The 24,135-nt window shown below is 72.7% G+C and carries 26 protein-coding genes; 18 read left to right on the top strand and 8 right to left on the bottom strand.

Annotated elements, in window-relative coordinates; genetic code table 11:
* Positions 1–53: 53 nt before the first annotated feature.
* Positions 54–776, bottom strand: a complete 723-nt coding sequence (locus IEX42_RS11225; protein ID WP_188779844.1) for a hypothetical protein — start codon at positions 774–776, stop codon at positions 54–56.
* A 105-nt stretch (positions 777–881) separates the two neighbouring features.
* Between IEX42_RS11225 and IEX42_RS11230 the strand changes: the two genes are divergently transcribed.
* The 7 genes from IEX42_RS11230 (at position 882) to IEX42_RS11260 (ending at position 6,208) form a co-directional block, all read left to right on the top strand.
* A complete protein-coding gene (locus IEX42_RS11230; protein ID WP_188779845.1) occupies positions 882–1,814 on the top strand; it encodes a hypothetical protein in 933 nt (310 codons plus the stop codon).
* A gap of 42 nt (positions 1,815–1,856) precedes the next feature.
* A complete protein-coding gene (gene serS / locus IEX42_RS11235) occupies positions 1,857–3,137 on the top strand; it encodes a serine--tRNA ligase (protein ID WP_188779846.1) in 1,281 nt (426 codons plus the stop codon).
* Positions 3,130–3,987 carry an HAD family hydrolase gene (locus tag IEX42_RS11240; RefSeq protein WP_188779847.1) on the top strand — a complete coding sequence of 286 codons (858 nt, stop codon included), beginning with the start codon at positions 3,130–3,132 and terminating at the stop codon, positions 3,985–3,987. Before serS ends, IEX42_RS11240 begins: the two co-directional genes overlap by 8 nt.
* Entirely contained in the window at positions 3,980–4,306 is a 327-nt protein-coding gene (locus tag IEX42_RS11245) for a hypothetical protein (RefSeq protein ID WP_188779848.1), read from the top strand. The genes IEX42_RS11240 and IEX42_RS11245 overlap by 8 nt, the downstream gene beginning before the upstream one ends.
* A gap of 13 nt (positions 4,307–4,319) precedes the next feature.
* Positions 4,320–4,838, top strand: a complete 519-nt coding sequence (locus tag IEX42_RS11250) for a GNAT family N-acetyltransferase (RefSeq protein ID WP_188779849.1) — start codon at positions 4,320–4,322, stop codon at positions 4,836–4,838.
* Positions 4,835–5,626: a Cof-type HAD-IIB family hydrolase gene (locus IEX42_RS11255; RefSeq protein ID WP_188779850.1), complete on the top strand. Its 792-nt coding sequence runs from the start codon at positions 4,835–4,837 to the stop codon at positions 5,624–5,626. Before IEX42_RS11250 ends, IEX42_RS11255 begins: the two co-directional genes overlap by 4 nt.
* 87 nt (positions 5,627–5,713) lie before the next feature.
* Entirely contained in the window at positions 5,714–6,208 is a 495-nt protein-coding gene (locus tag IEX42_RS11260) for a hypothetical protein (protein ID WP_188779851.1), read from the top strand.
* Positions 6,209–6,211: 3 nt separating this feature from the next.
* Here IEX42_RS11260 and IEX42_RS11265 read toward each other — a convergent pair whose 3' ends face one another.
* Complete coding sequence (locus IEX42_RS11265) at positions 6,212–7,057, bottom strand: Cof-type HAD-IIB family hydrolase (protein ID WP_229660798.1); 846 nt, start codon at positions 7,055–7,057, stop codon at positions 6,212–6,214.
* A gap of 66 nt (positions 7,058–7,123) precedes the next feature.
* Here IEX42_RS11265 and IEX42_RS11270 point away from each other — a divergent pair, with 66 nt between their 5' ends.
* On the top strand, positions 7,124–8,053 hold the full coding sequence (locus tag IEX42_RS11270) for a cation diffusion facilitator family transporter (RefSeq protein ID WP_188779852.1): 930 nt from the start codon (positions 7,124–7,126) through the stop codon (positions 8,051–8,053).
* Positions 8,054–8,209: 156 nt separating this feature from the next.
* Positions 8,210–9,358 (top strand): CaiB/BaiF CoA transferase family protein, encoded by a 1,149-nt coding sequence (locus IEX42_RS11275; protein ID WP_308422228.1) that lies wholly within the window; start codon positions 8,210–8,212, stop codon positions 9,356–9,358.
* 4 nt (positions 9,359–9,362) lie between these two features.
* Here the strand turns inward: IEX42_RS11275 and IEX42_RS11280 are convergent, their stop codons facing one another.
* Positions 9,363–9,941: a DUF805 domain-containing protein gene (locus tag IEX42_RS11280; protein WP_188779853.1), complete on the bottom strand. Its 579-nt coding sequence runs from the start codon at positions 9,939–9,941 to the stop codon at positions 9,363–9,365.
* A gap of 44 nt (positions 9,942–9,985) precedes the next feature.
* Between IEX42_RS11280 and IEX42_RS11285 the strand changes: the two genes are divergently transcribed.
* Positions 9,986–10,762 (top strand): pentapeptide repeat-containing protein, encoded by a 777-nt coding sequence (locus IEX42_RS11285; RefSeq protein WP_188779854.1) that lies wholly within the window; start codon positions 9,986–9,988, stop codon positions 10,760–10,762.
* Between the two features lie 60 nt (positions 10,763–10,822).
* Here IEX42_RS11285 and IEX42_RS11290 read toward each other — a convergent pair whose 3' ends face one another.
* Positions 10,823–11,026 (bottom strand): hypothetical protein, encoded by a 204-nt coding sequence (locus IEX42_RS11290; RefSeq protein WP_188779855.1) that lies wholly within the window; start codon positions 11,024–11,026, stop codon positions 10,823–10,825.
* Positions 11,027–11,082: 56 nt separating this feature from the next.
* Here IEX42_RS11290 and IEX42_RS11295 point away from each other — a divergent pair, with 56 nt between their 5' ends.
* Positions 11,083–11,415: an ArsR/SmtB family transcription factor gene (locus tag IEX42_RS11295; protein ID WP_188779856.1), complete on the top strand. Its 333-nt coding sequence runs from the start codon at positions 11,083–11,085 to the stop codon at positions 11,413–11,415.
* Here IEX42_RS11295 and IEX42_RS11300 read toward each other — a convergent pair.
* Complete coding sequence (locus IEX42_RS11300) at positions 11,412–12,020, bottom strand: TetR family transcriptional regulator (protein ID WP_188779857.1); 609 nt, start codon at positions 12,018–12,020, stop codon at positions 11,412–11,414. The two genes, IEX42_RS11295 and IEX42_RS11300, sit on opposite strands and share 4 nt — an antisense overlap.
* A gap of 64 nt (positions 12,021–12,084) precedes the next feature.
* On the opposite strand from IEX42_RS11300, the gene IEX42_RS11305 reads away from it, so the two are divergent.
* The gene (locus IEX42_RS11305) at positions 12,085–13,533 is read left to right on the top strand and encodes an FAD-dependent oxidoreductase (RefSeq protein WP_188779858.1); all 1,449 of its coding nucleotides are present in this window, start codon (positions 12,085–12,087) and stop codon (positions 13,531–13,533) included.
* On the opposite strand, the gene IEX42_RS11310 is transcribed toward IEX42_RS11305, so the two are convergent.
* The gene (locus tag IEX42_RS11310; protein WP_188779859.1) at positions 13,476–13,778 is read right to left on the bottom strand and encodes an antibiotic biosynthesis monooxygenase family protein; all 303 of its coding nucleotides are present in this window, start codon (positions 13,776–13,778) and stop codon (positions 13,476–13,478) included. The genes IEX42_RS11305 and IEX42_RS11310 overlap by 58 nt on opposite strands.
* A 116-nt stretch (positions 13,779–13,894) precedes the next feature.
* Between IEX42_RS11310 and IEX42_RS11315 the strand changes: the two genes are divergently transcribed.
* From IEX42_RS11315 to IEX42_RS11330, 4 genes are all read left to right on the top strand, one after another.
* Complete coding sequence (locus tag IEX42_RS11315) at positions 13,895–15,130, top strand: acetyl-CoA C-acetyltransferase (protein WP_188779860.1); 1,236 nt, start codon at positions 13,895–13,897, stop codon at positions 15,128–15,130.
* Positions 15,131–15,333: 203 nt separating this feature from the next.
* Complete coding sequence (locus tag IEX42_RS11320) at positions 15,334–17,538, top strand: 3-hydroxyacyl-CoA dehydrogenase NAD-binding domain-containing protein (RefSeq protein WP_229660799.1); 2,205 nt, start codon at positions 15,334–15,336, stop codon at positions 17,536–17,538.
* Positions 17,539–17,707: 169 nt separating this feature from the next.
* Positions 17,708–18,442, top strand: coding sequence for an HAD family hydrolase (locus IEX42_RS11325; RefSeq protein WP_188779861.1), 735 nt, complete (start codon positions 17,708–17,710; stop codon positions 18,440–18,442).
* Positions 18,443–18,468: 26 nt separating this feature from the next.
* Entirely contained in the window at positions 18,469–20,952 is a 2,484-nt protein-coding gene (locus tag IEX42_RS11330; RefSeq protein WP_188781087.1) for a glycoside hydrolase family 65 protein, read from the top strand.
* Between the two features lie 30 nt (positions 20,953–20,982).
* Here IEX42_RS11330 and IEX42_RS11335 read toward each other — a convergent pair whose 3' ends face one another.
* Complete coding sequence (locus IEX42_RS11335; RefSeq protein ID WP_188779862.1) at positions 20,983–21,648, bottom strand: histidine phosphatase family protein; 666 nt, start codon at positions 21,646–21,648, stop codon at positions 20,983–20,985.
* A 112-nt stretch (positions 21,649–21,760) separates the two neighbouring features.
* Here IEX42_RS11335 and IEX42_RS11340 point away from each other — a divergent pair, with 112 nt between their 5' ends.
* Together IEX42_RS11340 and IEX42_RS11345 are read left to right on the top strand one after the other, a co-directional pair.
* Positions 21,761–22,279, top strand: a complete 519-nt coding sequence (locus IEX42_RS11340; protein WP_188779863.1) for a hypothetical protein — start codon at positions 21,761–21,763, stop codon at positions 22,277–22,279.
* 42 nt (positions 22,280–22,321) lie between these two features.
* Complete coding sequence (locus IEX42_RS11345) at positions 22,322–23,077, top strand: SDR family oxidoreductase (RefSeq protein ID WP_188779864.1); 756 nt, start codon at positions 22,322–22,324, stop codon at positions 23,075–23,077.
* Here the strand turns inward: IEX42_RS11345 and IEX42_RS11350 are convergent, their stop codons facing one another.
* The gene (locus tag IEX42_RS11350) at positions 23,078–24,112 is read right to left on the bottom strand and encodes an alpha/beta hydrolase (RefSeq protein ID WP_229660800.1); all 1,035 of its coding nucleotides are present in this window, start codon (positions 24,110–24,112) and stop codon (positions 23,078–23,080) included.
* Positions 24,113–24,135: the final 23 nt, after the last annotated feature.

Here is a 24,135-nt window from a genome sequence, read left to right on the forward strand (position 1 = left end):
GGAATCCCGCCCGGAAACCGCCCCGCAGACCCGGTGCCGCCCGAGCCGAGGGGTCACCCGTGCGGGCAGAGGGTGTGGCGCAGCAGGTCGGACAGGTCCTGGCAGCAGGTCGCGGCGTGGGGGAAGAGCAGCCGCACCTCGTGCGCGCCGTCCAGGTCGACCCAGACGAGGACGGTCCCGCTGGGGTCGAGGCGGACGAGCTCGGCCGAGGCCACGACCGACTCCGGGTCCATCCCCGAGTCGCCGTCGGGGCTCGCGGCGAGCACGCGGTCGGCGGCCCCGCTGAGCCGGGAGGCGAAGGCGCGCAGCTCGGCGGCGTGTCCGTCGTTGGTGTGCGTGCGCAGGGCCTCGGCGTACGAGGTCAGGTGCGGGTCGCGCCGGCCGTGGTAGTCGCTCAGGGGGACGGGGACCCCCCGAGCGGTGCCGATCCGGACGTGCACCGTCTCCAGGCGCAGCTCGACCTGCTCGACCTCGCGGTCCTCGAGGTGGTCGCGTCCCAGCGGCTGCAGCCGGCCGCGGAACTGCACGCTCTCCTCGCCGGAGCGGCCCAGGGTCAGCGTCGCCGCCCGGCCGTCCTGGGCGGCGCTGGCCAGCGCGGCGTACGGGTCGCACAGCAGCAGAGGGGTCCCGTGGTGGTCGACGAGCTCGACGCCGTCGGCGACCCGGCGTCCCGCGGGCCCGAGACCGTCGACCAGCAGCCGCGCGTCGACCGGCCGGGAGAGCAGCCGTCGGGCGGTATCGGCCAGGGGCCCGGCGGTGGTGGGGGCGTCGTCCATCGGTCACCTCGTGGTAGTTAGGTGAGGCTAACCTAGTACGTCACCGAGCGGTGCGCCAGCGGTGCGTGCCCAGCACGATCGCGACGAGGTTCCTAGAGTGTGTGCATGAGACGACCCCGGGTGCTGGCGGCGCTGCTGCCTCTCGCGGTCCTCGTCGCGGCGTGCGGCCAGCAGTCGGGGGACCCCGTGCGCGACGACGACACGGCACCGGACCTCGCCCGAGGCACGTGGGTGCTGCGGATCGACGGGCACGGTGGCGCCGACGGGGAGACGACGACGGCGAGCTACCTGATGGTCCGCCCGGCCGAGGGGTCGGTACGCACCGTGAGCACCCCGGCCGTCCAGGGCGGTGACACGGGGATGGCCGAGCGGGCGCTGCTGGTCGACGCCGGGCACCGGCTCGCGCTGGCCGACACCGTGCCGAGCGCGGCCGACCAGGCGGCCGGGCGCGCGCAGGTGACGGTCCTCGCCGACGGCCGCCGGCGCGAGGTCGACCTGCGGAAGGCCACCGGGGACCCGTCGCTGCGCGCCGACCACGTCGCCTTCGACGCCGACGTCCCGGGACAGCTGCGGGTCGTGTCCGGCCGGTCCGTGTGGGTCGTGGACCTCGGCGGCGCCGGTACCCCCGGCCGCGCCGTGAAGGAGGGTGAGCTCCCGATCACCGACTCCTGGATCTTCGGCGGCTTCGCGCCCGACACCGGTGACCCGTTCCTGTCCTCGATCGACAGCTTCGAGACCCGTCCCAAGGGGTACGGCGAGCTCGACGAGCAGGTGCTGCGGCGCGCGGGCGGACGGGTGCTCCCCTCCGACGGCGCCGCGCCCGCCAGCCTGGCCGGCCAGCCCGCGGACGCCTCCTGCCAGCAGGTGACGGGCTTCGTCGAGAGCGGCGGCCGCGCCTGGGAGTTCTGCCTGTCCGGCACCGACCTCGTCGTCAAGGTCCGGGCGAAGGGCCGCGCGGGCTGGGCGACCGTCGGCCCGCCGGCGCAGGACGTCGTACCCCCCGAGCACGACCTGGTGCTGGTCCTCCCTCCCGCCTGATACCCGGGAGCGCCTGTCCGTGGTCCTCGTTAGGCTCGCGGCGTGATCGATCCCCGGCTGCTCCGCGACGACCCCGACCGCGTCCGCGCGGCCCTCGCCAAGCGGGGGCTGCCCGACGACCCGGTCGACGTGGCGCTGGGCGCCGACGAGGAGCGGCGCTCCTCGATCGCCGACTACGAGCGGCTGCGCGCCGAGCAGAAGCAGCTCGGCAAGCAGATCCCCCGGGCGACCGGCGAGGAGAAGGCCGACCTGCTGGCCCGTACGAAGGTGCTGGCCGCCGACGTGAAGAGCGCCGAGGCCGCGCAGACGGCGGCCGAGGAGGACTGGCGCGCCGCGCTGATGGACATTCCCAACCTGGCCGCCGAGGAGGCACCGGCCGGGGGCGAGGAGGACTTCGCGCTCCTGGAGACCGTCGGCGCTCCGCGTGACTTCGCCGCCGAGGGCTTCGAGCCGCGCGACCACATCGAGCTCGGGCGGATGCTCGGCGCGATCGACATCGAGCGCGGGGCGAAGGTCTCGGGCTCGCGGTTCTACTACCTCACCGGCCCGGGCGCGGACCTGGAGATGGCGCTGACCCAGCTGGCGATGGACCAGGCCCGCTCGCACGGGTTCACCACGGTCATCCCGCCGGCCCTGGTCCGTCCCCGGGCGATGGAGGGGACGGGCTTCCTCGGGCAGGCGGCCGACGACGTCTACCGGATCGAGGGCGAGGACATGTACCTCGTCGGCACCTCGGAGGTGCCGATGGCCGCGTACCACTCCGACGAGATCCTCGACACCGCCCGCCTGCCCTTGCGGTACGCCGCGTTCAGCCCGTGCTTCCGCAAGGAGGCCGGCTCGCACGGCAAGGACACCCGCGGGATCATCCGCGTGCACTGGTTCGACAAGGTCGAGATGTTCGTCTACACGACCCTCGAGGACTCTTTCGCCGAGCACCGCCGCCTGCTGGAGTGGGAGAAGGAGTTCCTCGACTGCCTCGGGCTCGCCTACCGCGTGATCGACGTGGCCGCCGGGGACCTCGGGCTCTCCGCGCAGCGCAAGTTCGACTGCGAGGCGTGGATCCCGACCCAGGAGCGCTACCGCGAGGTCACCTCGACCTCGAACTGCACCGACTTCCAGGCCCGCCGCCTGGACATCCGCGGCCGCTTCGAGCAGGGGACCGCGCCGGTCGCGACGCTGAACGGCACGCTGTGCGCGATGCCGCGGATCATCGTCGCGATCCTCGAGACCCACCAGCAGGCGGACGGGTCCGTACGCATCCCCGAGGCGCTGCGGCCCTACCTCCAGGGCCGCGAGGAGCTGAAGCCGGTCGCGGATGGCTGAGGCCGGGAGCGCCGGCTGGCGCCCGGCGGTGGTGGCGCTGGACATCGACGGCACCCTGCTGGTTCCCGATCCCGACGGCATGTCGGTCGAGCAGGCGACCGACGCCGTGCGCGGCGCCGTGCTGGACGCGGCCCGTGCGGGTGCCCACGTCGTCCTCTCCTCCGGCCGGGCGCCGCTGAGCATGGCGGGCATGGCCGACGACCTCGGGCTGACGGCGCTCGTCGCCGAACAGACCGGCGAGCGGCTGCACGTGGTGGCCTCCAACGGCTCGGTCGTCTTCCGCCACGCGCCGATGGAGGTCGTGCACGAGGTGACCTTCGACGCCACCGAGGCCGTGCGGACGGTGCTCGAGCACGTGCCGGGCGCAGCGGTCGCGGTCGAGGAGCACGGGGTGGGCTACCGCGTGAACCGGATGTTCCCGCCCGGCGAGCTGGACGGCGAGCTGATCGTCTCCGAGCTGGCCGAGATGCGGCTCGAGGACGTCAGCCGGGTGATCATCCGCGACCCGGACTCCACCTCGGAGGACTTCGTCCGCCTGGCCGAGATGCTCGGTCTGCGCGGCACCAACTTCTTCATCGGCTGGACCGCCTGGCTCGACCTGGCGCCGGAGGGCACCAGCAAGGCGACCGGGCTGGAGTGGGCCTGCGCCGAGCTCGGCGTGGCGCGGGAGGACGTGCTGGCCATCGGCGACGGCCGCAACGACTCCGAGATGCTGGCCTGGGCCGGTCGGGGCGTGGCGATGGGCCAGGCGCCCGACGTGGTGAAGGCGGCGGCCGACGACGTGGCCCTGCCCGTGGGCGAGGACGGCGCCGCGGTCGAGCTGCGGCGCTGGTTCCCCGCGGGTGCCTGACCCGGCGGTCACCCCCGACGGGCGGTACGTCGTCGTCCGCGGCCGGCTCTGGCGCCGCTCCGACCCGTCGCTGGACCGCGACGAGCGCGAGCGGCTGGTCGCCGAGCTGATGTCGGCCCGCTCGGCGAAGGGCGCGGCCCGGCGCTCGGGTGACGAGGCTGCGGTCGAGGTGGCGCGCCGCCGGGTGCAGGCGGCCAAGGAGGCGCTCGGCGAGCGCGGACCGGTCTGGTGGGACGACGGTGCCCCGGACCTCACGCGTCACCTGGCGCGGACGACGTCGTACGCCGAGTGGTGGGCGAGCGTCGAGGACGGCTCCTGAGAGGATCGCGGGCGTGATCGACCTGCCGTACTCGCCCCTGCAGACCCCGCTGGTGGCCGTCGAGCCGCTGGACCTCGCCGCGATCGAGGACCTGCTCTCCTCGGAGACCGACCCGTCGCGGCGCTGCGACGACTGGCACCCGGACTTCCCGCGCGAGGACGACCTGGACGGGGTGGGGGCGACGACCGACCTCACCGGGTGGTCCTCGCGGCAGGTGCGCCGTCTCGCCGACCGGCTCGTCGTGGGGACGATCGGCTTCTTCGGCCCTCCCGAGGACGACGAGGACCCCGAGGTCGAGGTCGGCTTCGGACTGGTCGGGCAGGCGCGCGGCCAGGGGCTGATGACCGAGGCGCTCGGCGCGGTGCTCACGCTGACCGACCAGGTCGGCGTCCGGGTGCGTGCGGGGACGCAGCGCTCGAACGAGGCCTCGCTGGCGCTGCTGCGCTCGGCCGGGTTCGTCGAGCGCGGGTCGGGCGGACCGGAGGACGCCGAGCGCGAGGTGGTCCTGGTCCGCGCGGTGCCGGCGTCGTGATCCGGCTGCTGGCCACCGACCTCGACGGCACCCTGCTGGGCTCGGACGGCGCGCTGTCGGCTCGTACGTCGGACGCGCTCGCCGCCGCCGACGCCGCCGGCCTCACTGTCGTCTTCGTGACCGGTCGCCCGATCCGGTGGGCCGAGGAGGTCTTCGAGCACGTCGGACCGCACGGCGTCGCGATCGTGTCCAACGGCGCGGTGGTGTACGACGTCGCGGCCGGCGCGGTGCGCGCGACCCGCGCGATCGACCCCGTCGTGGGGCTCGAGGTGGTCTCGCTCATCCGCGCGGCGGTCCCGGGCACCGGCTTCGCGGTCGAGCAGGTCGGGGGGATCTCCTTCGAGGCGGACTTCCTGCACGACCACCCGGTGCCCGACGGCGCCCGCAGTGGGACGGTCGAGGAGATCTTCGACGGCCCCGCGGTGAAGCTCCTCGCCCGGCACGAGAGCGTCGACGCCCAGGAGTTCTGGCGCCGCGCCGAGGACGCCGTCGGCGACCGGGTCGTCGTCACCTGGTCCTCGAGCACGGCACTGCTGGAGATCAGCGCGGCCGGCGTCACCAAGGCCACCACGCTCGCCCAGCTGTGCGAGTCGCTGGGCCTCGCCCGCGAGGAGGTCGCCGCGATCGGGGACATGCCCAACGACATCGCCATGCTGCAGTGGGCGGGGACCTCGTACGCCATGGGCAACGCGCACGACTCCGTCCGCGCCGTCGCCGACCACCTCGCCCCCACCAACGACGAGGACGGGGTCGCCCAGGTGGTCGAGGGGCTGCTCGCCGCCCGCTGACCGTCTTGTCCCTTCCCACGGGGAAAGGAACCGATCCGCCTGCGCGGCGGTGTCGGATGCCGCACACTCGGCGCAAGGGGGTACGCCATGACGTTCACGCTCGACGAGCCCGTCCGGGTCACCCGACGGCTGCAGTACGCCGGCGTCGCCGTGCTGGTCGTCGTGGTGGCGCTCGGGGTGCTGGTGTGGCGGGCCACGCGGCCGAACCTCGACCCCGACACCGCCGCGCGCACGGTGGCCGGCACGACAGTGCTCGTCTACACCGAGGAGTGGGGTGGCGATTACTCCACCGTCGGTGGCACCGGTCGTCTCGAGGTGCTGGAGGGCGGGTGTCTCGGGCTGTCGGACGGATCGCTGTTCGTGTTCCCGTACGGCGCCAAGGCGTTCGAACGGGACGGGGAGGTCGCCGTCGCGATCGGGACGAAGGTCGTCCGACCCGGGGACGTGGTCGGTATCGGTGGCGGCCGGCCGGTGCCGATCGAGGACTTCGGCGGCAACCTCGCCGAGCACGTCCCGCCCGGGTGCGGGGCGCGCGAGGCCACGAGCGGCATCGAGATGTACTTCCCGACCGGCGGCAGCTGACCGTCAGCCGCCCACCTGGTCCAGCAGCGCGCCGAGCACGGTGATCACGCCGCCCTCGGTGTTGGCGGGGGCGAGGTACGCCGCGCGCGCTCGTACGTCCTCGTGCGCGTTGGCCACCGCGAACGACGCCTCGGCGGCGTCGAGCATCTCCAGGTCGTTGAGGTAGTCGCCGAAGACGACCGTTTGCGCCGGCGTCACGCCGAGGTCGGCCTGCAGCGCGCGCAGCGCGGTGCCCTTGTTGGCGCCGGCGGCCATCACGTCGAGCCAGTGCTGACCGGACACGACGACCTGGTGCCCAGGGGCGGTCTCCTCCAGCGGGGCGGCGAGCGGCGACGAGGAGACGGCGTCGCGGCCGGCCACCTTGATGATGTCGTCGTCGACGGCGAGCAGGTCGTCGACGACCTCGAGCGAGGCGTAGTACGGGTCGACGTGGTCGAGGAACGCCCGGTCGGTGCGCTCGACGTACGCCGCGTGCTTGCCGCACACCACCGTGCCGACGTCACGCTGCTCGGCGAGCGCGCGCAACCGCTCCACGAGCGCGGACACGACCGGGCGGGCGATGGTGGTCGAGGAGACCTCGACGCCGTCGCGGACGACGTACGTGCCGTTCTCGGCGACGTACACCAGACCGTCCCCGGCGCGAGCGAACTGCCGCTCGAGGGTGGCGTACTGCCGCCCGCTGGCCGGCGCGAACCACCCGCCGTGCGCGTGCAGCCGCTCGATCAGCGGCCAGAGGTCCTCGGGGATCTGCCCGTCGCCGTCGAGCAGGGTGCCGTCCATGTCGACGGCGACCAGGCCGATGCCGTCGGGGAGGTCGGGGAGGCCAGGGAGGCCGGGGATATCGGGCACCCGCCGATTCTCGTCGTGTGGGCGGCGCCACGGTCCGGCGGGGCGTCGGCTCCTACGCTGTCCGGCATGGGACACGGGCACGGTCACGGGACGGGGCACGCCGCCGGGCGCGCCGAGGACCGTCGCCGGCTGTGGCTGGTCGCCGGGATCACCGCGCTGGTGTTCGTGGTCGAGGTGGTCGGGGCGCTGCTCTCGGGCTCGCTGGCGCTGCTGGCCGACGCCGGGCACATGCTCACCGACGTCGGTGGCGTGCTGCTGGCGCTGTTCGCGTCGTACGTCGCCACGCGGCCGGCCAACGACCAGCGCACCTTCGGCTACCACCGCGCCGAGATCCTCGCGGCCCTGGTCAACGCGCTGCTGCTGGTCGTGGTCTTCGTCTACGTCGCGTACGAGGGCGTCTCGCGCCTGCTCGACCCGCCGCCGGTGCAGTCCGGGCTGATGCTCGTCTTCGCCGTGGTCGGGCTGGCCGCCAACGCCGTCTCGCTGGCGGTGCTGACCGCGCGGCGCGGGGAGTCGCTGAACATGCGCGGGGCGTTCCTCGAGGTGCTCGGCGACACCCTCGGCTCCGTGGCGGCGATCGTCGCCGGCGTCGTCATCCTCGCGACCGGCTTCGAGCGGGCCGACCCGATCGCCTCGCTGCTGATCGCCGTCCTGATCGTCCCGCGTGCGCTGAGCCTGCTGCGCGAGGCGACGTCGGTCCTCTTCGAGTCCGCGCCGCCCGGGCTCGACGTCGCCGAGGTCCGCGAGCACCTGATCGCGATGGACGGGGTCGAGGACGTCCACGACCTGCACGCGTGGACGATCACGTCGGGGATGCCGTCGCTGTCGGCGCACGTCACCGTCTCCGACGCCTGCCTGCGCGAGCGTGGCGTCGGCCCGATGCTCGACGACTTCGCCCGCTGCGTGCGCGAGGACTTCGGCGTCGAGCACGCGACCTTCCAGGTCGAGCCGGCCAGCCACCAGGAGCACGAGGACCTCGGCGCCGACCACCCCTGACGGGCCCCACCTACCCGTTGAGTGGTGCCTTCTGCTGGCTCGAGTGGTGCCTTCTCCAGGAGCCGAGCGGCAGAACACACCACTCGGCCCTGCAGAAGGCACCACTCGACAGGCAGGGGGCGAGCACCCGGAATGCGGTGGGGCATCATGCGGCCCATGACGTACGAGCTGGGCAAGGGCACCGGGCCGCTGGCCGGGGTCAAGGTCGTCGAGATCGCCGGGATCGGGCCCGGGCCGCACGCGTGCACGCTGCTGGCCGACCTCGGCGCCGACGTCGTCCGTGTCGACCGTCCCGGCGGGGGTGCCCTGTCCGGCGGGCCCGGTGACCTGCTGACCCGCGGCCGGCCGAGCGTCGCGCTGGACCTCAAGCAGGCCGCGGCGATCGAGACGGTCCTGCGGCTGGTGGAGACCGCCGACGTCCTCGTCGAGGGGATGCGCCCGGGCACCACCGAGCGGCTGGGGCTCGGCCCGGACGACTGCTGGGAGCGCAACCCCGCGCTGGTGTACGGCCGGATGACCGGCTGGGGTCAGAGCGGCCCTCTCTCGGCGAGCGCCGGTCACGACATGAACTACATCTCGGTCGCGGGAGCTCTGTTCGGCCTGGGCCAGGACCCGGCCCGGCCGCACTTCCCGGCGAACCTGCTCGGCGACTTCGGCGGCGGGTCGACCTACCTCGTCATCGGCGTGCTGGCCGCGCTCCTCGAGGCGCGCGTGTCCGGGAAGGGCCAGGTGGTGGACGCCGCGATCGTCGACGGCACCGCCCACCTCGGTCTGATGAACGCCACCTTCGCGGCGTCCGGCATGCCCGACGACCGCCGGGCGGCCGGGTTCCTCGACGGCGGGACGCCGTACTACGACGTGTACGAGACCGCCGACGGCCGGCACGTGTCCGTCGCGCCGCTGGAGCCGAAGTTCTACGAGGAGTTCGTCCGCGTGCTCGGCGTCGAGCTGCCGCCGCGCGACGTGGCCGAGCAGGCGCCCGCCCTGCGCGAGGCCATCGCCGCCCGGTTCGCCGAGCGGCCGATGGCCGACTGGGTCGCCGACTTCGAGGGCACCGACGCGTGTGTCGCCGGGGTGATCACGCTGTCGGAGGCGGCGGCGCACCCCCACAACGTGGACCGCGGGGTCTTCGTCGAGCGGGACGGGGTCACGCAGCCGACGCCCGCGCCGCGCTTCTCGCGTACGCAGGCGAGCCTGGGGACCGGGCCGGTCGGACCGGGCGCGAACACCCGCGAGGCGCTGGCCGCGTGGGGCATCGACGACGTCGACACGCTGCTCGACGCCGGAGTCGCCGTCCAGGGGTGAGGGTTCAGTGCGGCGGGTCCGACCCACCCCATGGGCTCCGCGTTGCTGGTCCTTGTGGGCTCGGCGCGGGCAAGGCCGAGGGCAGCAGTGGGTGCGGGCCATACCTGTTCGGGCCCGTCGTGGACCGGCGGGACATCTGCACCGCCCACATGACGATGGTGCCGAGCAGTGCGGCGCCCCCGAGGACGACGGCCACCGCGAACCCGACGAAGTCGCCGTTGTGGAAGTTGTCGGCGAGGTCGCCCGGGCCGCCCTCGACCGAGGCGCCGACCAGCCCTACGAGGAGCAGCAGGAGCGCACCGAGATAGGCGAGGACCAGACCGGCCAACCACCCCCCGGACCGTTCGGAGTCGTGCAGCCGTCGGACCGAGACGGCGAGGTAGGGCAGCAACAGAGCCAGGAAGACGAGCAGGCCGATGCCGGAGTACCTCAGGCTGAACTGGAGGACCGCGGCGAGCACGCGCAGAACGACGTCGAGGAGGACGAGGAAGAGGAAGAACCACCAGAACTCCGAGCGGCTGGCCCGTCCTGAGAAGGTGACGTACTGGGAGAGGACGCTCCTGATCGACTCGCCGAAGGTCACGGCGGCAATCTAGACCACCCGCGCTGCGACGAAAGGCGAACGCCATGACCCGACCGGACCCCCGGCTCGCGCTCGTCGCCGACTGCTCCTCCTGCGCGGGCCTGTGCTGCGAGGTCCCGCAGTTCCAGGCCTCCGCCGACTTCGCGATCGACAAGCCGGGGCGTACGCCGTGCCCCCACCTCGGCGCCGACTTCGGCTGCACCATCCACGCCGAGCTGCCGCAGCGGGGCTTCCCCGGGTGCGTGGTCTACGACTGCTTCGGGTCGGGGCAGCAGGTGGTGGCGGTGCAGTTCGCCGGCGCCGACCACGCCGACCCGGGTGTGCGCGCGGCGATGTTCGACGCCTTCGAGGTGGTCGAGCGGCTCCACGAGCTGCTCTGGTACGTCGCCGACGCCTCCGCGCGTGCCCTGCCGCGGGGCCTGGCCGACGAGGTGGGCGGGCTGGAGGCCACGGTCCTGGCCTCCCGGGACGCGCCGGCCGGGGTCGAGGTGACCTCCCTCCAGGCCCGGACCGGAGCGCTGCTCGACGAGGTGTCGTCGCACCTCCGGCGGGGGCTGGGGGCGCGCGACCTGCGTGACGCGGACCTGGCGGGTCGCGACCTGCGCGAGGAGGACCTGTACGCCGCCCGCCTGCGCGGCGCCGTGCTCATCGGCGCCGACCTGCGCGGGGCTGACCTCGGCCCCGCCGACCTGCTCGGTGCCGACCTGCGCGCCGCCGACCTGCGCGGGGCGGACCTGTCCGAGACCTTCTGCCTGACCCGCTTCCAGGTCCGCGCCGCTCGTACCGACGCGACGACGGTCCTGCCCGACGTCCTCCGCTGAGACGTCGCGTCCTCGGCGTCGCGACGCCTCAGCGGCTCGGAGGGCCGAGGACGTGACGCCTCAGCCGTGCCGGTGGTCGGTCCCGTGCTCGTGGGTGTGGGTGGTGCCGTCGTCGTGCGTGTGCTCGTGCAGGTGGTGCTCGACGGGGGCCCCGTTCTGCTGCCCGCCCTGCTGGTCGTCGTGGTGACCGGGGTCGTGGTCGTGCGCGTGGGTGGTGCCGTCGGCGTGGGTGTGCTCGTGGTCGGGCGTCTGCTGATCGGTCATGATGTCCTCCGTTGATCGATGATCGTGCACATCACTATATGCGTAGGAATGCACATATGCCAGAGAACGCCGCCCCCGAGGACTTCACCGTCGCTGCCGAGATCTTCCGGCTGCTCGCGGACCCGACCCGGGTCGGGCTGCTGCACGCGCTGAGCGCGAGCGAGGAGCTCTCCGTGGGCGACCTGGCGTCGTACGTCGGCCGCCGCCAGACCGCGGTCTCCCAGCACCTGGCCCGGCTGCGGATGGCGCGGCTGGTGACGACCCGGCGCGAGGGGACGACGGTGCTCTACCGCCTGGTCAACGACCACGTCCGGGCGCTGGTGCTGGACGGGGTCCACCACGCCGAGCACCTGGGTCCGGGTGTGCCGGCCCACCACCGGCCCGACTAGTCGGCCCGCCCCGACCCGATCGGCTCGGTGGCGAGGGGGATCCCGTGCTCGAGCCGGGCGAGCATCGCGTCCAGCTCGTCGATGTAGCCACCTGCGTCGCCCGCGTGCACCCGGGCGACGGCGGCGAGACGGGCCCCGCACACCACGCCGGAGAAGAGCACGACCTCGGGGTCCTCCGCCGGGCGCCCGGTGGCGAGCGCGACGAGCGCCGCGATCTGCTCGACGCCGAAGGAGTTCCGCTCGCGAAGGATCGAGGCGACCTGCGGCACGGTCCGGGCGAGCTCCATCCGTACCTCCTCCAGTCCGCGCGCCTCGTCGTCGAGCGACCCGAACGCGTCCCGTACGACGGTCCGCACCGCCTGCAGCAGTGGCGTCTGCGGCGGGAGTGCTCGGGCGATGCGCTCCATGACCGGGTCGACGTCGTCGAAGAGGACGACGTCCTCCTTGGTCGGGAAGTAGCGGAAGAAGGTCGAGCGACTCACGTCGGCGGCGGCGGCGATGTCGTCGACGGTGGTCTCCGCCCACCCGTGGTCGCGGAACAGCCGCAGCGCGTGACGCTGCAGCTCGGCGCGCGTGCGCTCCTTCTTCCGCTCCCGCAGTCCCACCGGAGCAGAATGGCACACGCAATCAATTGACACTCAGTGTCACTTGGCATGTAGTGTCACTTCCATGGACGACGTGATCGTGGTGGGTGCAGGGCCGACGGGGCTGACGGCGGCTGTCGAGCTGGCGCGGCGAGGGGTGCCGGTCCGGGTGCTGGACGCGGCGGAGGGTCCGCACCGGGGGTCGCGGGCCAAGGGCGTCCAGCCCCGCACGCTCGAGCTGCTCGACCAGATCGGTGTCGCCGATCGGCTGGTCTCGCTGGGGACCTTCGACCTCCCGATCCGTACGCACGCCCCCGACGGCTCGTTCAGCGACCGCAGCCGGGACCCCGAGCCCGACACGGCGCCCGACCCGACCACGCCGTGGCGCAGCACGCTCCTCGTCCCGCAGTGGCGCACCGAGCAGGTGCTGCGCGAGCGGCTGGCCGAGGAGGGCGTCGAGGTCGAGTACGTGTCCCGCGTCGCGGGGCTCTCCCAGGACGACGGGGGCGTCGACCTCGTGCTCGAGGGCGACCGACGGCTCCGTGCCGCGTGGGTGGTCGGCGCCGACGGCGGCACGAGCGTCGTACGCCGCCAGCTCGGCGTGGGCTTCCTCGGGGAGACCCACGAGGAGGTACGGCTGCTCCTCGGTGACGCGGAGATCGACGGGCTGGACCGCGACCACTGGCACATGTGGTCCGCGGAGGGTCCATTGATCGGGACCGGGTCGGCCTTCTTCGCGCTCTGCCCGCTGCCGGCGGCCAGCACCTGGCAGATCCAGATCGCGCACGCGGACCCCGACCTGCGGGCCACCCCCGCACTCCTCACCGAGCTCGTCGACGCGCTCCACCCCCGCGTCCGCGTACGCCGGGTCGAGGTCGTCTCGGACTGGCGGCTGAACGTGCGGATGGTCGAGGACTACCGCGTCGGGCGGGTGTTCCTCGCCGGCGACGCCGCGCACGTGCACTCGCCGGCGGGCGCGATGGGGATGAACACCGGGATCGGCGACGCGGTGAACCTGGCGTGGAAGCTCGCCGCGGTGCTGCGCGGTGCGGACCCGTCACTGCTCGCGTCCTACGCCGACGAGCGCCTCCCCGTCGCGGCGCACGTGCTCGGGCTCTCCAGCGAGCTGACGGGACGCGCCATCACGGCCCGGACCGCGGACCAGGTCCGCGACGCCGGCGGTCTGGGGATCTCGTACGGCACCGGCGAGCGCGGTCCGGGCCCCGCAGCGGGTGACCGGGCGCCGGACGCCCCGCTCGTCGGAGGCGGCTCGGTGTTCCTCCGTCGGCGCGAGGCGGACTGGACGGTGCTGGCCTTCGGTGGCGCCGCGCTCGCGCCCCCGGACCTGCCCGCCGGGTCGGTCCAGGTGCTCGACGCCGACGAGCTCGCGGCCGACGAGACCCTGCGCACCGCGTACGCCGCCGTCGACGGCGAGGTGGTCGTGATCCGGCCCGACGGGTACGTCTGGTCGCGGGGTCAGGCCCGGACGTCGAGCACCGGCGCGAAGTGCTCCACGACGGGGAACGGGTCGTAGAACTCGTGCAGCAGGGCCCGCCAGTCCTCGTACGCCGCCGACCGGCGGAAGCCCTCCGTGTGGTCCTCGAGGCGCTCCCACTCCACGACCAGCAGGTACGTCGACGGCGACTCCACGCCGCGCGTGACGGACAGGCGTACGAATCCCGGCGAGGCTGCGACGAGGGGCGCCGCCCGCTGCATCGCGGCCTCGAACTCGCCCTCGCGGCCGGGGACGACGGGCAGCAGCGCGTGCTCGGTGATCACGGCCACGCACTCTGGCACACGCTCGCCCTGGCGGATGACGATGACAGTGTTACTGTCAGAGTCGAGTACGCCGGCGCCGCCCCGCGCCGTGCCACCGACCTTCCGAGGGGATTCCCGTGCCAGCTAGTGAAGCCTTCATCTACGACGCCATCCGTACGCCGCGCGGCAAGGGCAAGGCCGGTGCGCCCGGCAAGCCCGGCGGCAGTCTGAACGAGGTCAAGCCGGTCGACCTGGTGGTCGGCCTGCTCGACGAGGTCCGCAAGCGCAACGACAACTTCGACCCCGACCGGGTCGACGACGTGGTGCTCGGCGTGGTCTCCCCGATCGGCGACCAGGGATCCGACATCGCCAAGACCGCAGCTCTCGCCGCCGGCTACCCCGACACCGTCGCCGGCGTGCAGCTCAACCGGTTCTGCGCCTCCGGCCTCGAGGCCGTCAACCAGGCTGCCTCGCGGGTGCGCGGCGGCTTCGAGGACCTGATCCTCGCCGGCGGCGTGGAGTCGATGAGCCGCGTCCCGATGGCCTCCGACGGCGGCGCGTGGGCGGCAGACCCGGCCACCAACCTGCGTACGGGCTTCGTCCCGCAGGGCATCGGCGCCGACCTGATCGCCACCATCGAGGGCTGGAGCCGCGAGGACGTCGACACCTTCGCGGTCGAGTCCAACGCGCGGGCCGCCAAGGCGTGGGCCAACGGCTACTTCGGCCGCTCGGTGATCCCGGTGGTCGACCAGAACGGCATGGTCGTCCTCGACCACGACGAGTTCATCAAGCCCGAGTCGAGCGTCGAGGGGATGGGCAAGCTCAAGCCGTCCTTCGCCGACCTGGGCGCCCAGGCCGGCTTCGACAACGTCGCGCTGGAGAAGTACCACTGGATCGAGAAGATCGACCACGTCCACCACGCCGGCAACTCCTCGGGCATCGTCGACGGCGCCGCGATCGTGGCGCTGGGCAACGAGCAGGTCGGCAAGGACCTCGGCCTGACCCCCCGCGCGCGGGTGCTGGCCACCGCGGTCTCCGGCTCGGACCCCACGATCATGCTCACCGGGCCGGCACCGGCGGCCCGCAAGGCGCTGGCCAAGGCCGGGCTCGAGGTCGGCGACATCGACCTGTTCGAGATCAACGAGGCCTTCGCCGCCGTCGCCATGCGGTTCATGCGAGACATGGGCATCGACGACGAGATCACCAACGTCAACGGCGGCTCGATCGCGATGGGTCACCCGCTGGGCGCCACCGGCGCGATGATCCTCGGCACGCTGGTCGACGAGCTCGAGCGGCGCGACCTGCGTCGCGGCCTCGCCACGCTCTGCGTCGGCGGTGGCATGGGCATCGCCACCATCATCGAGAGGGTCTGAGCGAGGAACGAGCTCAGCCCCTCTCATTGGTGGTCGAGCCGCGACCACGCCTGAGCCTGCGAAGGCGTGACGAGCGAGTCGAGACCCGGTGAGGCAGGAAGCAGCCTCGGGTCACCGGGTCTCGACATCCTCCCTCGCTGCCGCTCGGTCGGGCTCGACCACCGATTTGTCGACGTACACGAACCAGAACAGGACCTGAAGCAGTGACCGAAGAGCAGACCGCCGTCCACTACGAGAAGGGCGCCGACGGGATCGTCGTGCTGACCCTGGACGACCCGAACCAGAGCGCGAACACGATGAACGACCTCTACCGCCGGTCGATGGCCGCCGCGGTGGAGAGGCTGAAGGGCGAGATCGCGGACGAGGGTGACGGTGTCACCGGCGTCGTGATCACCTCCGCGAAGAAGACCTTCTTCGCCGGCGGTGACCTCAAGGACATGATGAAGGCCACCGAGGACGACGCGGAGCAGATCTTCGAGCAGGTCGAGACGACCAAGGCGGCGCTGCGGGCGCTGGAGACCTGCGGCAAGCCGGTCGTCGCCGCGATCAACGGCGCCGCCCTGGGCGGCGGGCTGGAGATCGCGCTGGCCTGCCACCACCGGGTGGTCGTCGACGACGACAAGATCAAGCTCGGCCTGCCCGAGGTCACGCTGGGCCTGCTGCCGGGTGGCGGCGGGGTCACCCGCGTGACCCGGATGCTCGGGCTGCAGGACGCGCTGATGACGGTGCTGCTGCAGGGCACGCAGTTCAAGCCCTCCGGGGCCGAGGACGCCGGGCTGGTCGACGAGCTGGTCGCCAGCCAGGACGACCTGGTGCCCGCCGCGAAGGCGTGGATCACCGAGCACGCCGCCGACGCCGACGCCGCCAAGCAGCCGTGGGACCGCCCGGGCTACAAGATGCCCGGCGGCACTCCGTCCAACCCGAAGCTGGCCGGCTTCCTGCCGGCGTTCCCCGCGCTGCTGCGTACGCAGCTCAAGGGCGCCGACATGCCCGCGCCGAAGGCGATCCTGTCCGCGGCCGTCGAGGGTGCGCAGGTCGACGTCGAGACCGCCTCGCGGATCGAGTCGCGCTACCTCACCAAGCTCATCACCGGGCAGAACTCGAAGAACATGATCCAAGCGTTCTTCTTCGACCTCGGCGCGATCAACTCCGGGTCGCTGCGTCCCGAGGGCGTGCCGACGTACGAGCCGCGCAAGGTCGCGGTCCTCGGCGCCGGGATGATGGGCGCGGGGATCGCGTACTCCTGCGCCCGCTCCGGCATGGAGGTCTTCCTCAAGGACGTCTCCGCGGAGGCGGCCGAGAAGGGCAAGCAGTACAGCGTCGGCCTGCTGGACAAGGCGATCTCCCGCGGCAAGATGAGCGAGGAGAAGAAGGCCGAGATCCTCGCCCGGATCACCCCGACCGCCGACCCGGCCGACCTGGCCGGCGTCGACACCGTGATCGAGGCCGTGTTCGAGGACCCCGACCTCAAGGCGAAGGTGTTCGCCGAGATCAAGGACGTCATCAACCCCGACGCCCTGCTCTGCTCGAACACCTCGACGCTGCCGATCACCGAGCTGGCCTCGGGCGTCGACCGCCCCGAGGACTTCGTCGGCCTACACTTCTTCTCCCCGGTGGACAAGATGCCGCTGGTCGAGATCATCCGCGGCGAGAAGACCACCGACGCCACCACCGCCAAGGCGCTGGACATCGTCAAGGCGCTGAAGAAGACCCCGATCGTGGTCAACGACAGCCGTGGCTTCTACACCTCCCGCGTGATCGGCACGATGGTCAACGAGGGTCTGGCCATGCTCGGCGAGGGCGCGCACCCGCAGTCGGTGGAGCGGGCCGCCACGCAGGCCGGCTACCCGGTCGGCACCCTGCAGCTCACCGACGAGCTGAACATGGAGCTGATGGTCAAGATCCGCAACGCCACCAAGGCGGCGGTCGAGCGCGACGGCGGGACGTACTCCCCGCACCCGGCCGAGAAGGTCATCGACACGATGATCGAGAAGGGCCGCTCCTCCAAGCTGAAGGGCGCCGGGTTCTACGAGTACGTCGACGGCAAGCGCGCGGGGTTCTGGAAGGACCTCACCGCGACCTTCCCGACCGCCGAGACCCAGCCCGACTTCGAGGAGATGAAGGAGCGGCTGCTCTTCATCGAGGCCGTCGAGACCGCCCGCTGCTTCGCCGAGGGCGTCATCGAGTCGGCCGCGGCCGCCAACATCGGCTCGATCATGGGCATCGGCTACCCGCCGCTGACCGGCGGCGCGGCCCAGTTCATCCAGGGGTACGTCGGCTCCGGCGGTCGCGGCACCGCCGGCTTCGTCGCGCGTGCCAAGGAGCTGGCCGCGGAGTACGGCGAGCGGTTCGAGCCGCCGGCGTACCTCGTCGAGCTGGCCGAGAAGGGCGAGCGGCTGCCCGCCTGACAGCTAGGGGTCTCGACGTCCTCCCTCGCTGGCGCTCGGTCGGGCTCGACCACCGCAGGTGGTCGAGCAGCGAGCGCCAGCGAGCGCGTCGAGACCTCCAACCACGCGCAACGAGAGGTTCACGGGGGGACGGCTGCGAGAGCGGTGGCCGTCCCCCTAGCCTTGTCCGGTGACTACTTCCCCCACGGTCGACTGGTCGTCGTACGCCGCCGTGCTGTTCGACCTCGACGGCGTGATCACCCCGACGGCCGAGGTGCACATGCGTGCGTGGGCCGAGATGTTCTCCGCGTTCCTGGACGAGCACCACCCGGACCAGGCGGCGTACACCGACCAGGACTACTTCGACCACGTCGACGGCAAGCCGCGCTACGACGGCGTGCGCGACTTCCTCGCCTCCCGCGGCATCGAGCTGCCCGAGGGCGACCCCGACGACCCGGCCGACGCGGACACCGTCTGCGGGCTGGGCAACCGCAAGAACGACGCCTTCAACGAGGTCCTCGAGCGCGACGGCGTGCAGCCGTTCCCCGGCTCGGTGGCGCTCCTGGACCACCTGCGCGACCTCGAGGTCCCGCTGGCCGTCGTCTCCTCCTCCGCCAACGCCCCCGCCGTGCTGGAGACCGCCGGCGTCGCCGACCGGTTCGCCACGGTCGTCGACGGCCGCGTCGCCAAGGCCGAGGGCCTGCCCGGCAAGCCCGCGCCCGACACCTTCCAGCGTGCGGCCGAGGTCCTCGGTGCGTCGTACGACGCCGCCGTCGTCGTCGAGGACGCCGTCTCGGGCGTACGCGCCGGGGCCGCCGGCGGCTTCGGCCTCACCGTCGGCGTCGACCGCGGAGCCGGGGCGCAGGCGCTGCGCGACGCCGGCGCCGACCTCGTCGTCCCCGACCTGCAGGAGCTCGTGCCGTGACCAAGCAGCACTCCGCCACCGACCCGATGGACCGCACGCGGTATCCCGTCGACCCGTGGCGGCTGGTCGAGAAGCGCTACGACAGCGACGACCTGGGCCTGACCGAGACGCTGTTCGCGGTCGGCAACGGCTACCTCGGCATGCGCGGCAACCCGGCCGAGGGCCGCGACGCCCACGCGCACGGCACGTTCATCAACGGGCTGCACGAGACCTGGCCGATCCGGCACGCGGAGGCGGCCTTCGGCTTCGCGCGGACCGGGCAGACCATCGTCAACGCGCCCGACGCGAAGGTGATGAAGCTCTACGTCGACGACGAGCCGCTCAACGTCGCCCAGGCCGACCTCGAGGAGTACGAGCGCGTCCTCGACCTCCGGGAGGGGGTCCTGCGCCGTTCCCTGGTCTGGCGCACCCCGGCCGGCAAGCGGGTCAAGGTCGAGACCAGCCGGATGGTCTCCATGGCGCAGCGGCATCTCGCAGTGATGCAGCTGTCGGTGACGATGCTCGAGGGCGACGCCCCGATCGTCATCTCCTCGCAGCTGCTGAACCGCCAGGACGGCAAGGACGAGTACCACGTCGAGTCGGCCGCCATGGGCGAGGGCGTCGACCCGCGCAAGGCGCAGGGCTTCGAGGAGCGCGTCCTGCTGCCGCGGCTGTCGTACGCCGAGGACGACCGGATGGCGCTGGGCTACATGTGCAGCCGCTCGAAGATGACCGTCGCCGTCGCGGCCGACCACCTGCTGTCCTCGGACGAGCCGGTGGAGAAGATCACCCGCCACGAGCAGGACCTCGCCAAGACGGTCTTCCGGGCCGAGCTGCACGAGGGCAACACGATCCGCGTCGACAAGCTGGTCGCGTACCACTCCTCCCGCGGGGTGCCTGCGCGCGAGCTCTCCGACCGCTGCGACCGGACCCTGGACCGGGCCCGCTCGCACGGCGCCGCGTACTACCAGGCCGAGCAGCGCGAGTGGTTCGCCGACTTCTGGAGCAACGCCGACGTCGAGGTCGAGGGCCAGCCCGAGATCCAGCAGGCGACCCGGTTCAACCTGTTCCAGCTCGCGCAGGCCAGTGCGCGCGCGGACCAGATGGGAGTGCCCGCGAAGGGCGTGACGGGCTCGGGCTACGAGGGTCACTACTTCTGGGACACCGAGGTGTACGTCGTCCCGTTCCTCACCTACACCCAGCCCGACGTCGCCCGGAACACCCTGCACTTCCGCCGCCGGATGCTGCCCGCGGCGCTCGAGCGGGCCGGGGAGATGGCGCAGCGCGGGGCGCTGTTCCCGTGGCGGACGATCAACGGCGAGGAGGCGTCGGCGTACTACGCCGCCGGCACCGCGCAGGTGCACATCGACGCGGACGTCGCGTACGCCCTGACGAAGTACGTCGACGCCACCGGAGACAAGGACTTCCTGTTCCGCGACGGCATCGACATCCTCGTGGAGACCGCGCGGCTGTGGGCCGACCTCGGGTTCTGGCGCTCCAACGGCCACCCGACGTTCCACATCCACGGCGTCACCGGGCCCGACGAGTACACCACCGTCGTGAACAACAACCTGTTCACCAACGTGATGGCCCGCTACAACCTCGAGCGTGCGGCGCAGGCGGTCGCCGAGATGGCCGAGGAGCACCCCCACGAGCACGCCGCGATGGTCGAGCGGCTCGAGCTCGGCGACGACGAGGTCGCGGAGTGGGAGGCGTGCGCGGCCGGCATGGCCATCCCGTACGAGGAGGGCCTGGGGATCCACCCCCAGGACGACTACTTCCTGGACCGCGAGGTCTGGGACCTCTCGCGGACGCCGGACGAGCTGCGACCGCTGCTGCTGCACTACCACCCGCTGGTGATCTACCGGTTCCAGGTGCTCAAGCAGGCCGACGTGGTGATGGCGCTGTTCCTGCAGGGCGACCGGTTCTCGATCGAGGAGAAGAAGGCCGACTTCGAGTACTACGACCCGATCACCACCGGGGACTCCACGCTGTCCGCGGTCGTGCAGTCGGTGATCGCGGCCGAGGTGGGCTACCACCAGATGGCCCTGGACTACTTCCACCACGCGCTGTACGTCGACCTCGCGGACCTGCACCACAACACCGTCGACGGGCTGCACATCGCCTCGGCCGGCGGGGTGTGGGCCGGTCTGGTCAACGGCTTCGGCGGGATGCGCGACCACGGCCGGGCGCTGTCGTTCTACCCGAAGCTGCCCGTCGGCTGGGAGAGCCTGGCGTTCCCCCTGCAGTGGCACGGCTCGCGGCTGCGGGTGCTGATCCGGCAGGACGAGATCCAGCTGCACGTCGACCGGGGTGAGCCGATCGAGGTCTGGGTGTGCGGCACCCCGCACACCATCGGCGGCGAGGCGGTCACCTTCGGTCTCGACGACCAGGGCCCGCGGATCGACGGCTTCCTCGGCGACAAGCCGCTGGTCGGCGGCCACCGCGCCGACGGCACGATGATCACCGCGGGCGTCCCCGAGCCGACCGTCGGACCCGACGAGACCCAGGCCAACCTCGCGCCGCTGTGACCCGGCGCGGGTGAGGGCCGAGGCGCAGGGTCAGCGGTAGGTGATCAGCCCCGGCTCGGGCTCCAGGTGGGTGTGCTCGTTGAACTGGACGGCACTGAGCCCCCGGCGGCCGCTGACCACCTTGGAGACCCCGGAGTTCACGCACAGCGGGTTGAGGCGCTGCGCGAGGTCGACCTGGCCGCGGCGGTCGAGGTCGACGCCGAGGAGCATGGCCAGGCACCACGAGATCGGCCCGCCGGAGCTGACCACGAGGACGGTGCCCCGACGCGCGGCGGCGGCGGCCAGCGCCTGCTCGATGCGGGCGGTGAAGACGTCGTACGGCTCGACGTAGTCGCCGGCGTGCTCCCCGCCCGTCCACCGGCCGATCGCCGCCTCGAACCAGGCGCGGAAGTCCTCCGGTGCCTCCTCGGGCACGGGAGCCTCGCCGCGCAGCACGTCGGCGGAGTCGAACTCGTCCCACCGCTCGTCGACCTCGCCCGTGGGGAGCGCGAGCCCCTCGGCTCCCTCGGACAGGGCCTCCAGGGTCTCGCGGTGCCGCCGCATCGTGCCTCGTACGACGGCGTCCGGCGCCACCCCGCGCGCGGCCAGCGCCCGGCCGAGCCGTCGCCCCTGCTCCCACCCGGTCGGCGAGAGCACGTCGTAGTCGTCGGCGCCCCACGACGCCTGGCCGTGGCGGACGAGCAGCACCTGTCCCATGGGCGCCGACGGTAGTCGCCCCCGGCTTCGGTTCGGCGGGCGCGTCCGGCACCATGGATGACCTACGTCGGCCCGACTGCCGGGCCACCTGTCTACCCCCCGGAGAGGTGACGTGAAGCGGCTCATCACGGCCTGCCTCGCTGCCGTCGCGCTGCTCGCGACCGGCGCCTGCGGCGACGGCATGAGCAAGGACGAGACGACGGCGTCGGCGAACGTCGCCAAGGTCTTCGCCGGCCCGACCCCGTCGGCGGAGCGGAAGTCGGTGGCGTCCTGCTTCGGCGACACGCTGGTCGACGAGGCGGGCATCGACCAGCTGAAGGCGGACAAGGTCCTCGACGATGATCTGAAGGCCTCCTCCCGCGTGCCGCAGAAGCTCTCGGAGCGCACCGCCGAGGCGTACGGCGACGGTCTGGTCTCCTGCTTCGACTTCGCCAAGCTGAAGAAGGACATCGCCAAGGACTCCGGCGCGAGCGCGGCACAGGTCGACGCCTACGTGGACTGCCTGGACGGGATCAGCGACGCCGACCTCAAGCAGTCGATCGTCGACCAGTACACCAAGGGCGGGAAGACCCAGCTCGCCGAGCGGGTCGAGGCGACGACCAAGAAGTGCGGCAAGCTCCTCGGCACCTGACCCTCGCGGCGCGGGTCCCCGGGCGCCGGGCAGACTCGGACCATGGCTGCAGCCGAGACGATCCTGATCACCGGTGCCTCCAGCGGGCTGGGCGAGGAGATGGCGCGGCAGTTCGCCGCCAAGGGGTACGACCTCGCGCTCTGCGCGCGGCGGCTGGACCGGTTGGAGGCGCTGAAGGCGGAGATCGCCGCCGCCCGGCCGGACCGCCGCGTCGAGGTCCGCGCGCTGGACGTCACCGACGACGACGCGGTGTTCGAGGTCTTCAGGGCGTTCCGGACCGACTTCGAGACCATCGACCGGGTGGTGGTCAACGCCGGCCTCGGCAAGGGCGCGAAGCTCGGGACCGGGCAGTACGCCGCCAACAGGGAGACGGCGATGACCAACTTCGTCGCCGGCCTGTGCCAGACCGAGGCGGCGATGGAGATCTTCCGCGACCAGGGGTTCGGCCACCTGGTGATGGTCTCCTCGATGTCGGCGGTGCGCGGGCTGCCGCGGTCGATGGCGACGTACGCCGCCACCAAGGCGGGGGTCGCGCACCTCGTCGAGGGGCTGCGCCTGGAGTTCGTCGGCAAGCCGCAGAGGTTCACGGTGCTCTACCCCGGCTACATCGCCTCGGAGATGAACGACCAGGTCGAGCAGTCCACCCCGCTCCTGGCCTCGACGGAGAAGGGCGTCGCCGCGATGGTGGCGGCGATCGAGAAGGAGAAGGCGCAGGCGTACGTCCCACCGCTGCCCTGGGAGCTGCTGCAGCACGTGATGCGGCACGCCCCGCTGCCGCTGCTCAAGCGGTTGGTCTGATCAGCCGGCGACCGGTCGTCTCTCGGACGAATCGTCCAGCCCGGCGCGACGCAGCGCGTCCATCGAGTCGCGGTGGAACCGCGCGGTGACCTCCGCGTGCTCGGCGGCCTGGAAGGCGTGGAACGCGCCGGGGTAGACGTGCACCTCGGTCGGCACCCCGGCCCGCAGCAGGCGGCGGGCGTAGTCCAGGTCCTCCTCGACGAACAGGTCGATCGAGCCGGTGGCGAGGTACGTCGGCGGCAGGCCGGCGAGGTCCGCGGCCCGGGCGGGGACGGCGTACGGCGAGGTGTCCGGCGCTCCGACCTGTCCGCCGAGCAGCGACTCCCACCCGAAGCGGTTGTTGACGGTCGTCCAGACGTACTCGCCGGCGTACGGCTGCGCGTCGTCGCCGCCGGGCGTGCGGTCGTCGAGCATCGGGTAGACGAGGTGCTGGAAGGCCAGCCCCGGCCCACCACGGTCCCGCGCCAGCAGGGCGAGGGCCGCCGCCAGGCCACCGCCCGCGCTCTCGCCCTTGACCCCGATCCGGGCGGGGTCGACGCCGAGCTCCTCGGCGTTCTCGGCGAGCCAGACCAGGCCGGCGTAGCAGTCCTCCACCGGCGCCGGGTGCGGGTGCTCCGGAGCCAGGCGGTAGTCGACCGAGACCACCAGCATCCCGACCTGCTCGGCGATCGCCCGGTTGGTCAGGTCGGCCATCTGCGCCGAGCCCATGACATACCCGCCGCCGTGGACGTGCAGCAGCGCGGCGCCCGACGGCTCGGCCGGGTGGTAGACGAGCGCGGAGACCTCGGGGTCGCCCTCGACGTAGGCCGGCGCGCTCACCCGCTCGACGCGGGTGGTGCTGCCCTCGGGGACGGGAGTGGCGGCCACCATCGCCTCGCGCTGCTCCCGGGTCGCGGCGAGGTTGTCCGCCGACACGCCACCGGGCGGCGACGTCTCGATCAGCAGGTCGAGGACCGGCAGCAGCTCGGGGTCGACGAGGTGGCGGCTGCGGCCGGCGGTGGGCGGTCCCTGCGGACCAGGCGGGATGGTGGTCACCCCGCCACGGTAGGACGCGGCAC

The sequence above is a fragment of the Marmoricola endophyticus genome (assembly GCF_014644415.1).
GTDB lineage: Bacteria > Actinomycetota > Actinomycetes > Propionibacteriales > Nocardioidaceae > Marmoricola > Marmoricola endophyticus.